The sequence below is a fragment of the Cytobacillus oceanisediminis genome (assembly GCF_003182355.1).
GTDB classification, from domain to species: domain Bacteria; phylum Bacillota; class Bacilli; order Bacillales; family Cytobacillaceae; genus Cytobacillus; species Cytobacillus oceanisediminis_A.
On sequence record NZ_QGTW01000003.1, the window covers coordinates 121,678 to 136,185 of the forward strand.

At 42.6% G+C, this 14,508-nt stretch carries 9 protein-coding genes; all 9 read right to left on the reverse strand.

Features of this window, described 5'->3' with window-relative positions; translation table 11 throughout:
• Nucleotides 1–260: 260 nt before the first annotated feature.
• Entirely contained in the window at nucleotides 261–1,931 is a 1,671-nt protein-coding gene (gene ilvD / locus DFO73_RS07335) for a dihydroxy-acid dehydratase (RefSeq protein ID WP_110064435.1), read from the reverse strand.
• 354 nt (nucleotides 1,932–2,285) lie between these two features.
• Nucleotides 2,286–3,422 carry a conserved virulence factor C family protein gene (locus tag DFO73_RS07340; protein ID WP_110064132.1) on the reverse strand — a complete coding sequence of 379 codons (1,137 nt, stop codon included), beginning with the start codon at nucleotides 3,420–3,422 and terminating at the stop codon, nucleotides 2,286–2,288.
• 383 nt (nucleotides 3,423–3,805) lie between these two features.
• Complete coding sequence (locus DFO73_RS07350) at nucleotides 3,806–5,686, reverse strand: ABC-F family ATP-binding cassette domain-containing protein (protein WP_110064134.1); 1,881 nt, start codon at nucleotides 5,684–5,686, stop codon at nucleotides 3,806–3,808.
• Nucleotides 5,683–6,330, reverse strand: a complete 648-nt coding sequence (locus DFO73_RS07355) for an HD domain-containing protein (protein ID WP_110064135.1) — start codon at nucleotides 6,328–6,330, stop codon at nucleotides 5,683–5,685. The genes DFO73_RS07350 and DFO73_RS07355 overlap by 4 nt, the downstream gene beginning before the upstream one ends.
• Nucleotides 6,331–6,664: 334 nt before the next feature.
• A complete protein-coding gene (locus DFO73_RS07360) occupies nucleotides 6,665–7,513 on the reverse strand; it encodes a DegV family protein (protein WP_110064136.1) in 849 nt (282 codons plus the stop codon).
• Between the two features lie 100 nt (nucleotides 7,514–7,613).
• A complete protein-coding gene (locus DFO73_RS07365) occupies nucleotides 7,614–8,468 on the reverse strand; it encodes an amidohydrolase family protein (RefSeq protein ID WP_110064137.1) in 855 nt (284 codons plus the stop codon).
• A gap of 11 nt (nucleotides 8,469–8,479) precedes the next feature.
• Entirely contained in the window at nucleotides 8,480–11,560 is a 3,081-nt protein-coding gene (locus DFO73_RS07370; protein ID WP_258309303.1) for a GNAT family N-acetyltransferase, read from the reverse strand.
• Nucleotides 11,561–12,046: 486 nt separating this feature from the next.
• A complete protein-coding gene (locus DFO73_RS07375) occupies nucleotides 12,047–12,580 on the reverse strand; it encodes a hypothetical protein (RefSeq protein WP_110064139.1) in 534 nt (177 codons plus the stop codon).
• 112 nt (nucleotides 12,581–12,692) lie between these two features.
• Nucleotides 12,693–14,381, reverse strand: a complete 1,689-nt coding sequence (locus tag DFO73_RS07380; protein WP_110064140.1) for a formate--tetrahydrofolate ligase — start codon at nucleotides 14,379–14,381, stop codon at nucleotides 12,693–12,695.
• Nucleotides 14,382–14,508 lie beyond the last annotated feature (127 nt).

Here is a 14,508-nt window from a genome sequence, read left to right on the forward strand (position 1 = left end):
TGAGGTACCTTTTCACCGATTTTGATAATAAAAACTTTTAAAAAAAGAGCAGTTAGAGAGTTTTTAACGTTGAATCAGCTTAAAAAAGTCTAAAATCTTGCCTGCTTTACGGTCTTATCGGCCGATCATGCCTATTTATCGGCCTAATCAATACATTTATCGGCCAAATATGCAGTTTTAACGGCCAACCAAGGCAATTTATCGGCCAGGGTTTTTTACAGCAAAAAAGCCAGTCACAAAAGACTGGCTTCTTTAATATCTTAAACTTTCATCACGCCGCCTGTGCTGGCATTGGTAACAAGCTTGGAGTAACGTGCCAGGTAGCCTCTCTTAACCTTTGGCTCAAAACCTTTCCAATTAGCTTTCCGGTTTTCAAATTCTTCATCGGAAATTTCCAGGTTGATCGTTCGATTGTTTAAATCAAGCTCAATGATGTCTCCGTTTTTAACAAAAGCAATCGGGCCGCCTTCTGCTGCTTCAGGAGAAATGTGTCCGATACTGATGCCGCGGGATGCACCGGAGAATCTGCCATCTGTGATCAGGCCAACTTTCGCACCAAGACCCCGGCCGACAATCTGGGAAGTAGGGGCAAGCATTTCAGGCATACCCGGCCCACCTTTAGGGCCTTCATAGCGAATGACGACAACATGGCCTTCCTGTACTTTGCCGGTAATGATTCCGGAAAGAGCATCCTCCTGAGAATCAAAGCAAATAGCAGGTCCTCTATGATAGCCGCCGACAGACTCATCAACTGCACCGACTTTAATGATGGAACCTTGCGGCGCCAGGTTTCCGAATAATACAGCGAGTCCGCCGCGCTCGGAGTGCGGATTATCCAATGGACGGATCACATTCTTATCCAAAATCTCGCTGCCGGCAACATTCTCGCGCAGCGGATTTCCTGTTACGGTCAGACAGTCACCATTTAAGGCATCAGGCTTTTTAAGCAATTCATTGATGATGGCGCTGACACCTCCAGCATTATGCACATCTTCAATATGATAATCCGAAGCAGGTGCAATCTTCGCAAGGTGCGGCACCCGGTTGGCAATTTCATTAATGCGTTCAATTGGGTAATCAATTTCGGCTTCATGTGCCAAGGCCAGAGTGTGAAGTACTGTGTTGGTTGAGCCGCCCATCGCCATATCCAAAGCAAACGCGTTATCGATCGCATCGATTGTGACAATATCGCGAGGCTTAATATCTTTTTTGATAAGCTCCATTAATTGCTTGGCAGAGCGCTTGACAAACTCTTTTCGCTCTTCTGATACAGCCAGAATCGTCCCGTTTCCAGGTAATGCAAGACCAAGGCCTTCAGCGAGGCAGTTCATGGAGTTGGCAGTGAACATTCCGGAGCATGACCCGCAAGTCGGGCAAGCAACCTGTTCGATTTCCTGCAGCTTTTGTTCATCAATTTTCCCAGACTCATAGGCACCGACTCCCTCAAATACAGAGCTTAAGGATAAAGGCTTGCCGCTTGAATCTACTCCGGCTTTCATTGGACCTCCGCTGACAAAAACAGTAGGAATATTGACGCGCAGAGCGCCCATCATCATGCCTGGTGTAATTTTGTCACAGTTCGGAATACAAACCATTCCATCGAACCAATGTGCAGAAACGACTGTTTCCAGTGAATCAGCTATTATTTCACGGCTTGGCAGGGAATAACGCATTCCGATATGTCCCATTGCAATCCCATCGTCAACCCCGATTGTATTAAATTCAAACGGGACACCGCCCGCTTCGCGGATGGCTTCTTTAACGATTTTTCCGAATTCCTGCAAATGGACATGTCCTGGAACGATATCTATATAGGAGTTGCACACTGCAATAAATGGTTTCCCAAAATCTTCTTCCTTTACGCCGGCAGCACGCAATAAGCTGCGGTGCGGGGCGCGGTCCGTTCCTTTTTTAATCATGTCACTTCTCATCTGTGTGTCAGACATAGTATGTAAAACCTCCAATTTACCCTAGATTGAAAATCTATTATTCTATGGGATTGTTGATTAATGATCCTCCCAAATATTTTCTTTACAATATAGACCTTTTTTCTAACAATTTCAATAATTTTTACAAATTTAATTTATTTTTTTACTTTAAAAGGGTAAAACAGCAGTGCGTGTAAGAGGTAAATTTGACATAGACATAAAAGTATGCAGGACAAATTGGAATCGAACCCGAGAATTAAGATTAATAGCTCGCTTTCGCAACAGAAGTTTGAACGATTCATTTACAAATATAAAGACCGCTCGCGGCTGTGGCCTAATGAGCGGTCTTTATATTTGTTATTCTTGTCCTTGCTTTCGCGATTCAGTCATTTGCTTCCAAACTGAACCCTTTGCTTCTTCTCCGTGTTCGATTCTTTCAATTGCCAGTTTGATTTGCATGCTAACTTCAAACTCTGAATCACCCTCAGCAGCTTTGAGTGCAGGAAGGGCACTCTCATCTCCCACTTCGTAAAGGAACATGGCTGCACGCCAGCGGACAAGCTTGCTGTTATCCTGCAGTGCTTCCTTCATGGCATCCATCGCCTCTTCAAAGCCTAAATCAGACAAACAGTCTCCCGCAGTACGCCTTACTGTTACCGTTTTATCCTTTAATGCTTTATATAGGAGCGGAAGGACTTTTTTATCTTCTATCATGCCAAGGTAAACTGTTGCAAGCCTTCTAATCGAAGCTTTTTCATCATTCAGGGCTTTTTCCAGAACAGGCAGATCATCAACGGTAGGATCATCCATTTGTTCAAGTTTTTGATAGCGGACTCGCCAATCAGGAGAGTCAAGGTCTTCAATCGAAAGTTTTAAACGAGGACGGGCATGCTTTTCCTCTGTTTTTTCGGGACTTTTAGCTATTTGGACTAGTGCTTGGAGTCTTCCCTCTGGATAGGCTGCCATAAGCTCATCAACAATATCATGGCCGACTTGTTCAAAGTCTCCATAACGGACGCCGAATTCCTTCCACTTCCGGACCATCACAACATTATCCGCGGGATCTTGAGCTTCTGACACTGTTTTAATAAAGTTTTCAGGCAGGCCAAATCGCTTTTCTTCCGTACCATCGGTTAGCTTTATCTGCATCGGGATTCCTTTATACATTTGAACGAGGACTTGCACTTCTCCAAAGTGCTCATCAATGCCTGTTTCGGCGCTGTTTTCATTTTCTACATCTTCACCAAAAGCCGATCGGACTTGAGGCAATAGCTCTTTCCAGTCATATTTGGCATTTCTTTCAACTGCCAGAAAGTCTGCAACATGGTAAACGCCTTTTACCCCTTCTATTTGGAGGATATCCAGAATAACCTTTGGAGCTCCTTCACTTTTATCCTTTTTATAATTATTGCTTTTTCCCATTGGAAGTTCTTCATCAAGAATAACTTTCATGGTATTGGGACTTGGTGTTGGTTCAATTGCCTTTATCTTCAAAAGTATCACCCTTTTTAGTATTTTCACGTTGGTAACTAGTTTTATTTTAACATAAGAAAAATCGAGCAGCATTTCATGAGCCTTTATTAGAAGGCTATGTTAAAGTTCATTGTTGATTTTGGCACCCTGTTGATTGGAGCGGGAGGCACGAGATCCTCGAAAATGCCTTCGCATTTCCTTGCGGTGAGTATTCGGGGATGCTTATTCAAAGTCCTGCGGGAAATGCAAGTCAAAGGGAGCCCTCCCAGGCGTCACGCTGAGGAGCGTCGGACCTCCCGCGGTTCGCTGAGTGACTGGAGCAGAAATCAGCAGACGCGTTTAACTGAACCTATTAGAAATGCCAAAAACCCGGAGCGTTTGCCCCGAGCCTCTTATCTGACTGCTTATTCATTTTCTGCTGCTTCTGAAAGGTAGCTCCACCTTTCAATTAAGTGCTCAAGCTCATCATTTAATTTCGCTTCTTCTTCCATTAGTCTCTGCGCTTTTTCAAAGTCGCTCCCTATTTTGGCCATTTCGGAAGCGATCACTTCTAACCTGCTTTCGACTTTTTCAATTTTGCCATCGATTTCTTCCCATTCCTTTTTCTCCATATAAGTCATTTTCTTCTTTTTCGGCTTGGTTTCTTTTGGCTTTTCAGCAGCAGGTACATTTTCCTGTACGGGCTTCGAGCTCTCTTTTTCAAGAAATTCACTGTAATTTCCATAGAAAGAATCGATTTTTCCTTCGCCTTTTAAGACAAGGAGCTGATCAGCAACTTTGTCAAGGAAATAACGGTCATGGGATACCGTGATGACTACTCCCGGGAAATCCTCCAAATAATCTTCAAGAACCGTTAATGTTTGGGTATCAAGGTTATTGGTTGGCTCATCGAGCAGCAGAACATTTGGCTCAGACATTAAGATTTTCAAGAGATACAGCCTGCGCTTTTCTCCTCCTGAAAGCTTTCTTATAGGAGTTCCATGCGTAAAAGAAGGAAACAGGAACCGTTCCAGCATTTGGGCGGCAGATATGGTTTTCCCATCTGAGGTTTCCACTACCTCGGCAGTTTCCTTCAAATATTCGATCATACGTTTATTTTCATCCATATCTTCGCTTTCCTGCGTGTAGTAAGCAATTTTCACTGTTTGGCCAATGATTCGTTCACCGGAGTCAAGCGGAATCTTACCTGCCAGGATGTTAAGAAGCGTGGATTTTCCGGTTCCGTTCCGGCCAATGATTCCAATCCTGTCTCCCGGTTTTACCAAGAGGTCGAACTTATCCAATATCACCTGGCCGCTGTAGCTTTTTGAAGCTGACTCCAATTCAAATACTTGTTTTCCAAGCCGGCTGCCACTTAATGACATATCAAGCTTTTCAGAAGATTTGACAGAGGCGAGCTGGCTATCAAGTACTTCGAACCGCTGGATTCTGGCTTTTTGTTTCGTAGTTCTTGCTTTTGCCCCTCTTCTGATCCATTCGAGTTCTCTTCTGAAGAGGTTTTTTTGCTTTTCGACAGTAGCAGCCTCATTTTCTTCTCTTATTGCCTTTGCTTCCAAAAATGCAGCATAGTTGCCTTTGTAACTGTAAAGATTTCCGCCTTCGAGTTCAAACATTCTATTTGTCACCCGATCAAGGAAATAACGATCATGGGTTACGAGAAGAAGTGCTCCCCTGTATCGCCCTAGATATTCTTCAAGCCACTTGACGGATTCAAAGTCGAGATGATTTGTAGGCTCATCAAGAATCAATAAGTCAGGTGATTGGATCAGCACCTGTGCAAGAGCTACCCTTTTCTTTTGCCCGCCTGATAGTTCTCCGATTTTTTTGCTGAAATCTTCAATTCCCAGCTTTGTTAAAATCGTTTTTGCATCTGTGTTCACTTCCCAGGCATCCAGCGTATCCATTCTCTTTTGAAGCTCAAAAAGCCTTTCCTGTATAGCTGAATCTTCGGGACTTTGATTAAGCTTCAAAAGAGCCAGTTCATAGTCTCTCTGCAATACAAGGATTGGGGCATCACCGGCAAAAACTTGCTCCAGTACTGTCAGCTCATAATTTAGTTCTGGCTGCTGGGCAGAATAGGAAATTGCATAATCCTTCGGAGTAACAATTTCACCCGAGTCTGGCTGGTCAATTCCGGCAATAACCTTCAACAGTGAAGATTTCCCTGTCCCATTTACACCGATAAGGCCTACTCTTTCTTTTTCAGAGATTGTAAAAGAAATATTGTTAAAAAGTTCTTTTTCCCCATAGGTTTTTGTTACATTCTCCACAGAGATCATTTTCATGCTAGACCATTCCATTCTTTGTAAAATTGCTGCAAATATTTCTCCATAAACTGGTGGCGCTCTTCTGCCATTTTTATTGCTGTATCTGTATTCAGTCTTTCTTTTATCTTTAAGAGTTTTTCATAAAAATGGTTGATGGATGATGACTTTCCATGCCGGTATTCCTCTTCTGTCATTTCATTTCTGGTTTCTAGGCCTGGGTCATAAATTGCCTGCCCTTTCTTGCCTCCATAAGCAAAAGCTCTCGCAATCCCTACAGCTCCGATAGCATCAAGCCTGTCCGCATCCTGGACGATTTCTGCTTCCGGGCTTAAAAGCTCCGTCTTTTTTCCGCCTTTGAAGGAAACAGAATAAATAATTTCATTGATTCTAGTTTTGTCTGCTTCTTGTATTTCCAAGACCTGCAGGAAATCGGAAAGCTTCTTATCCCCTGCCTCTTTTGATGCATTCAGCTTCTCATCAGGAATATCGTGAAGCAGTGCTGCCATCTCAATAATAAACAGATCGCCCCTCTGTTCTTTTTCTGCTATATAAAGTGCATTTTTTCGCACCCGTTCGATATGATACCAATCATGCCCGGTTGAATCTTCTCCTAGTGTATCCCGGATAAAATTTTCTGTTATATGTATGATTCTTTCATTCATCTATTTCACCTGCTTTCAAACTCCACTGTCCATTTTAACACTAGTCGAGAAAAAGAAACATTGGCAAGGTTATTCCATATCCTTAGACTTGTAAGGACGAAATTTGAACATAACGAATAAAACTGGAAAATTAGCGAACAAACAGCAGAATCTAGCGAATATTCAGGCATAACTTGCGAATAAAAATTAAATTTAGCAAACAAATCATGAGAATTAGCGAATAATCCGATTAATCTAGGCAGCAAACATAAAAAACTGGCCCCAGAAACCATTTAAAAAAGATCTCTCTGAACCAGGTTTTTATTAAACAGTTTTATATTTCCACCGGTCTCACTCAGTCCAGGCCATTTAACCAGCTAACTCCGAGTGTGTTTTCCCCTGCGTGCACGCCGATTGTAGCCCCCAAAGAATAGCATCCGAATTTAATATTCGGAAATTCTCCCTGAAGCTCTTCTTTCCACTCTTCTGCTTCTGCAGGATGCAAGCCGTATAGAATAAAAACCTCTTTTAGCGGTTTCTTTTCATGCGCGCTCCTAAGCAGCTTTACAATTTTGTCTTTTGCCTTTTTCTCGCTTCTAGCCTTTTCCCTGACACTAAGCTCTCCATCATGGACAGAGATAATCGGTTTTACATTTAGCATGCTTCCCAGGAAAAATTGGACGCCTGACATCCTTCCGCTTCTATGAAGCTGTTCCAGGCTTCCGATCAGCACATAGGTTTCACCTGTATCCCGCAGCATCTCAAGCTTTTTTATAACGTCTTCAACTTCCATTCCTGTTTCTGTCCATTCCATCCCTTTTAAAATCATTCTGGTTAAAGGGTATGATAGAATTTTGGAATCTACACTATACACCTGTATATCAACCAGCTGAGATGCCTGCTCACTTGATGAAACTGTCCCGCTCAGCTTTGCGGATACAAGTACAGCAATAATATAATCATAGTTTTCCTTCAGCTTTTCATATAAATCCTGAAAAGCCCCTATCGCAGGCTGAGATGTTTTTGGGGGAGTTTCCAGGGTCTTTAGACGCGCATAAAGCTCCTCAGAGGTTAAATCAACACCATCGGTATATTCTTTGCCATCCATAATGATTGTCATTGGTATCTGGTACAAATCAGGATGATTCCTTAAATCTTCATTTAAAAATGCGGTACTATCGGTTACCCACGCAACTTTCGCCATTTAAGCGCCCCCTTTTTAATTATTTATTCATGCATGTATGTAAATAAGACTATTTGAAAGGCTGGCAGCGAAATATTTCATTCACCCCAGCCTCGGTTCATTATGGCAGGAATGGCTTAATTTTTGGAAAAACCCTTAATGCGGTGTTGTAAAAAACATCGGCATGATGTTCCTCTGGGATAAGCCCTTTGATGAAATCAATATATGGCCCAACAGGTGCAAGCGGCCAATCGGTCCCAAACAGCAATTTATCATAAGAATCGGCAAAAACCAGGGCATGCCTTAGATGATCTAAAAATCGATCTTCACTGCGTTTTTTCAGCTCTTTTTCCGTTCCGACAATCAAACCGGATAGGTCTGCATAGACATTGGAATTTTTGTAAATGATTTCGGCTCCTGTCAAGGTCCAGGGATCCCCAAAATGGGCCATCATGAAATTAACATTCCGGTGTCTTACTGCAACTTCGTCAATTGCCAAAGGATGGGAATATTTCAGCAGCCCTCTTTCAGAATAAGTATCACCGGTGTGAAAAACAACTGGAACACTATATTTTCCCGCAAGGGCATACACTGGCTCATAGACCTCATCATATGCATAGAAAGGGTAATAGCCTAAATAAATTTTAATCCCTACTACCTTTGGCTTTTGCAGCTCCCTCTCCAATCTATTAAGTGATTCTTCATTTAAATCATAAGGGTTTATGCCCGGGCAGTAAACGATATTATCCGGTATAGCTTTATCAAGGTCAAGGCACATGGGTGTCCTGGCTCCGTAATCAGGAAAGCCCATTTGATCTGTTTCCGTTAGCCCCATCGCAATGCTGAGAACTACATTCGCTTTTTGGAACTCTCCTTGATGTCCTTTAAATGAGTAATCAACAAAGGACAGCTCTTTCGCTGTTTGATGAAATGACTTAATATCGGAAAAATGAATATGTGCATCTATGACTTTCATACTTTCTCCTTTTAGTGGAATTCTAAATTGTGCAGACTTTTCAGGCTTGTTCCCCTGATACTTCTTCCGTCAAATAAAAGATATCCCGGTTTCGCCAAAAGGACTGCTTTCCGTTCAGAAATAATCTGGAAGGCTTCTTTGTTCATATATGCACCAAGGAATATACTATCTTTACTCCCTGCCACATACATTCTTCCATGTCCATGGCATTTTGAAATATAAGCGCCATCTTCCATCGTGAACGATTGCTCCTCAATTCCAGCTTGATAGTTTGACTGAGTACCTTTATCGAGGACTGTTAGAGTAAGGTCTGTTAAAGAACCGCCTGACAAGAATAGATCTGTTATCCATTTTTCATTAATGAAGGTTTTTCCGCCTGAATCAGCCACTTTTACCCAATGGGCAATGACCGGCACCCCTGGCAGCAGTGCAAAAAACTGTGTGTAATCAAGGCCTTTCCATAGTGAATGATGGGTAACTTTTGTTTGGAGGGTAAGTGCTGCCCACTCATTTCCATACAAGTCCTTAATGCTTGTAAATTCTGCAGCAGTTTCCTCTTTTAATAGAGAAAACACACTCATTTGCGAAGGGACGGTCTTCATGCCGCCTGCCCATGGGTTCCACCAGCCTTTCGCGACTTTCTCAGGGAAGGAAGTATCAAGCCATTCCCGCTCCTGATAGGCCAGCGAAAAAAGCCCGGGATAAAAACTCGGTGCTGCTTTCAAACGGATGATTCCATTGTCCATCATATAAACAGTGTTACCACCCTGTTTTTCCGTAAACGTACGAACATCACCCGAAGGTACAAGAAGCAGATCACTTAGCTGTTTTCTCTCACTGTCCATTTGGATATCAGCCTTCACAATTGAAAGAGGGATTGCCCCTGCAATAGGCAAATTCGCTGAATACTCTTTCATTTCCTCTTTTTGTTCTACATTTACGGATCGTTTTTTATTATCATTTAGGAAAAGACCGATAGTGCCGTCCAGATAGCTTGAACGGTGTGTTTTCAAGGTGACCGGCACTTTTTCCAAACCGGCTGCCACAGGATTTCCTCCATTTACAATGAAGGATTTTTCATTCTGCACAATCTTCTTTTCCATTTGATTGGCCATATTGGCAAAAGCCTGCAGTTCCTCCCATGATTGAAATGCGCCAACTGATAAATAGGCTGGTTCCAATTTCACCCTTTCTCCAGGTTTTAGACATCCCACTTCATTTTCATAATAAAACTGCCAGCCATCCGGGTTGGCTTTGGCTTTTTTCGGCCAGCAAAACCCAATTGGTTCTCCTTCATGCTTGGAGAAATACCAATTTTCCGTCAGGCTGCTTGCAGAAATCTCTCCGAATTCAAGATCTTTGACACTCGAGTACTCTACCACTTCATTCTCCAGAGGGAAATAGGTATGATGCTTCTCATGATATAGAGGCTGATTGAAAGAAAGATTATCAAAAAGTGTTTCCCCTTCATTGTTCAGTTCAGCCCATGTTTTCACGATCCCTTCGCCATATAGCGACGTATACATAGAGACTAGGATTCCAGGGAAATCTTTTGACCTGAAAACCAGTTTGAAGGTTATCGCTGAATCATCTGTGAACCACTGTACGCTTTCGGGTTTTGCTTTTGAAAATTCGGTTGAGTATGGCCTGCCCAGCTTAGGAACGAAAAAGGCGAAATGCTGATTTACATTTTCGTTCCGGCCAGCAGTTATTTTATAATCCAATTTCCGGATATTTGCCTGGCAGATCCCATTACAGATATACCAATACTCTTTTGACTCTCCGCCGAACTTCTGCCCAAAATTCTTAAGCGGAACACCCACTGCTTTGCTTTTAAAAGTCAGCTCATCTCCATCATTTTTCCTCGCCAGAATATTGATCTCAGGCTGATAAAAGCCGTACTTTTTCACGATGAATGGTACTTTTATAAGCTTCCGTTCATTCTTGAGAAGTTTAATATCATAATCATACTGATTTAATGAAACATGCTCATCCTCCTGAAAAAACAGGTGAAATATAGCATCCTCTTTAAGGCTATTTTCCACTTCAAGCTCCAGTTCCGCTTCCTGATTTAGAAAACGCAGGTTTCCTTTTGCACCGCCGGTTATTTTGGCAGGCTGCCTGGGAAGCAAACCAAGGCGCAGCTCACATTCTTCTCCATCGACCCAAACCTTTACCGCCAAGTAAGGATGGGTTTTCCATACACTTGGTTCTTCTCCTTCATGAACAATTAACTGTTCTGCAATAACAGCCTCGTTTTCGACTAGCATCTCATAATCAAAAGTTGCCTCTATTCTGCCTTGGTTGTCTCCTTTTGCTCTAAACGAAACGGGTTTACCGGTTTTATTCACAAACTTCAGTTCGAAAGTCCCGGTTTCATATTCTATTGCTTCATGGCTGTTCATGGATAGTTCAAGAAAATAATCCTCTGTCTCTATTAAACTGATTCCCCTGCCGGTTTTTTCAAACCTAACGCGTGCATAGGCCTTTTCGTTTTTCCATCCATACTCATAAAAAGTAAAGCCATTTTCCTTGACCCCATCCGGCTTAACCTCAATTTTTCCCACATTGTCCTTATACCAATCAAAGTCTTTAAGAAGAGATTTTAATAGCGGAGTTTGTTGGACCGCCGGGATAAAATTCATTAAATGTGTTGTATCGTCTCTGTCCTCCCAGAAAAACCCGCATTTTTTATAAAGCGGAACAGCCTTCACATTCCCTGGCCATGTATATAAATCCAGACGAGGCCAACCCAATTCCACTGTTCTTTGAAGCGCTTTCAAAACAAGCAGCTTTCCTATTTTTCGGCCATGATAATCAGGTCTCACATTCAGAAGCGGGATATATAATGAACCTGTATCCTCCTTATACTCTGATAGTCCGCAGTAACCGACTACCTCTTCGCCGTTTATGGCTAAATATAAAGCAATATTGCCGTTATTGGCTTCCTTCGTTTTCACCTGTTCTTCAGTCATGACGCTTGTATCGCCGCCCCAGCTATCGCGGCTAAGGTTCCACATTTTTGCGATACCTGCTGCAAGGCCCTCATTATACTCTGTAATTTTAATCGTGTCCGTACTTTGGACCATCATTTTGTCCTCCTTGACTAGGTTACGTCTTGTCTTTCCTCTTCCTTTTCCTTGTTAATAACAGATTCTTTAACCATTTCTTTCTCCTCCTTTAATGTATTTTCAGGAATGTTTTGCCATTCCTTCTTAATCGTATTAGTTAGAGCGTGTGGCTGTAAATATAATTTTGAATTTTCAGTACAGTTTTAATAAAAAAACGCCTCACTCTGTTATGAGCAAGACGTCTTTGCCTATTTTATATAAATGCTCTGTTAAACTTTTGTGTTGATTTTCGCTGCAGGTACTCGCATTCCGCGGGCTTCCGACACTCCTCGGCGTTCTGCGCATGCGGGGTCTCCCTTGGGTACACTTTTTCCGCAGGACTTTGAATAATCATCATCAAATAAACACAGCACGAAGGAAATACGAATACATTTGCGAGGATCTCAACCCCCAGCTCCAATCAACAAAGTCAACAATTGGCTTTAACACAGCCTAAAAAAACTGGGATTATGAATGTCTAATGTTTTTCAAAGCCTGCAAGGAAGCAATCATATAGGCGATCATATCGGAAAGATCATCAATTTGTTCTTCGTATATAAGCCGGTTGAAATGAACAACAGATTCAGCTTCAATTAGATTACTAATATCCTCCGGATTGAATTTTACAACCTGTTTTATGATTCTCTCTCTTCCCCAAATATCTCTCAAAATTTCACGTGTTTCTTGAAAGAGCTGAGAGTCATTTTTTTGCTTAATTGTAAACTTTACAAATACCTGGCAACCTGCCAGCTTTTCTGATTTTGCTTCAGGCAAAAGCTCAGCAGCCAGATTTTCGAGGCCAGCCTCCATTATAAAGGTACAGCTGATATCCTTTTGCCCTTCAACATTTTCTGTAAAAGCAACCTCGTACCTGCGGGACATTTTGGCAGAGTTTAAGAAATCATTTCGGTCTATGATTCTAATCTCTCCGCTAAGGTCACGATCATAAAAGCCGCCATCCATCACAACCTTCATATTTTCAAAGGCAGTAGGGTCAAACATGTGCAGAACCTCCCTTACAAGAAAAGCGCAAGCGACTTGGTCACCCCCGGCACTCGAGGGGCAGGCGCTGAAGCTAGACAGTTATCAAAGTATAAACTTAATAAATTTCTTTCTAAAATAAACCAAGTGCATTACCGTCATCGTCTACGTCCATATTCATGGCTGCAGGCGCTTTAGGCAGTCCAGGCATTGTCATGACATCTCCGGTAAGGGCGACAATGAATCCAGCTCCGATGGAAGGCTTAAGCTCCCTGATAGTGATTGTAAAATTGGACGGCCTTCCCAGCTTTGCCGGATCATCTGATAGGGAATACTGCGTTTTAGCCATGCAAATCGGCAGACAGCCCCAGCCATAGCTTTCAAAATCCCTGATTTGTTTTTTGGCTTTAGTTGAGTACTCAACTTTATCTGCTCCATAAACTTTCTGGGCAATCGTTTGGATTTTTTCTTCGAGCGGAAGCGAAAGATCATATAAGTGATTGAATTGCGCCTCTTTTCCCTCTAAAATTTCCAGCAGCTTGCCTGCAAGCTCGATGCCGCCTTCCCCGCCTTTTTCCCAAACCTCTGTCAGCGCAACAGGAATGCTGCCCTGATTGCATAAATCCTTAAGTGTATTCACTTCATTCTCGCTGTCGGAAATAAACCGGTTAATGGCGACAACGTATGGGAGCCCAAAGCTTTCAATGGTCTCAACATGCTTCTTTAAATTGGAGAATCCTGCAGTGAGAGCTTTTGTATCTTCTCTGCCCAGCTCAGTCTTTGCCACACCGCCATGCATTTTCAAGGCTCTTATTGTAGCTACTATGACTACCGCTTCCGGGTCAATCCCTTCTGTTCTGGCTTTGATATTCAGAAACTTTTCAGCACCAAGGTCAGCGCCAAAGCCGGCTTCTGTTACTACATAGTCAGCTAGCTTGGATGCTGCAGCCGTGGCAATGACGCTGTTGCATCCATGTGCAATATTTGCAAACGGGCCGCCATGGATTAATGCTGGCGTATGCTCGATTGTTTGGACCAGATTTGGTTTTACCGCTTCTTTTAAAAGCAACGTAAGGGCGCCTTCGACACCAAGGTCAGCCACTGTAACCGGCTGTTTTTCATAATTATAGGCAATGACCATTTTTCCGAGTCTTTCCTTTAAGTTCTTAAGATCGGATGCAAGGCATAAAACCGCCATAATTTCTGAAGCAACGGTAATATCAAAGCCATCCTCACGGGGAACACCCTGCACAGGCCCGCCCAGCCCAATTACGATTTTTCGTAAAGCTCTATCATTCAAATCAAGTGCGCGTTTCCACACAATTCTTCTCTGATCAATGTTCAGCTGATTTCCCTGCTGAAGATGGTTATCGATCAGAGCCGCCAGCGCATTATTGGCTGTTGTTATGGCATGGAGGTCACCTGTAAAGTGAAGATTTATATCTTCCATTGGCAGGACTTGCGAATAGCCGCCGCCGGTTGCTCCTCCCTTAATTCCCATCGTAGGTCCCAGGGAAGGCTCTCTCATGGCAACCATTGCTTTTTTGCCGAGCCGGTTAAAAGCATCACCAAGACCAACGGTTACAGTGGATTTCCCCTCCCCTGCAGGTGTAGGATTAATCGAAGTGACCAGGATTATTTTTCCGCTTTCCTTCGTCCTGAGTTTTTTTAAAGTCTCAGATGATAATTTCGCTTTATACTTACCGAAAAGCTCGAGATCATCATCCTGAAGCCCGATTTTTTCAGCGATTTCTTTGATAGGTTTCATTGTTGATGCTTGAGCGATTTCAATGTCTGACTTTACAACCGGTTTCACATTCATTTTTATCCCCCTAGAATCCAATATGTATAGGTTTCTTACAGATATATTGTACCATTCCTGCAAGGATTAATTTCCTGTTACTTTTGATATTTTTGAGATTTTCGCACACTAAAGCATTGCTACAATT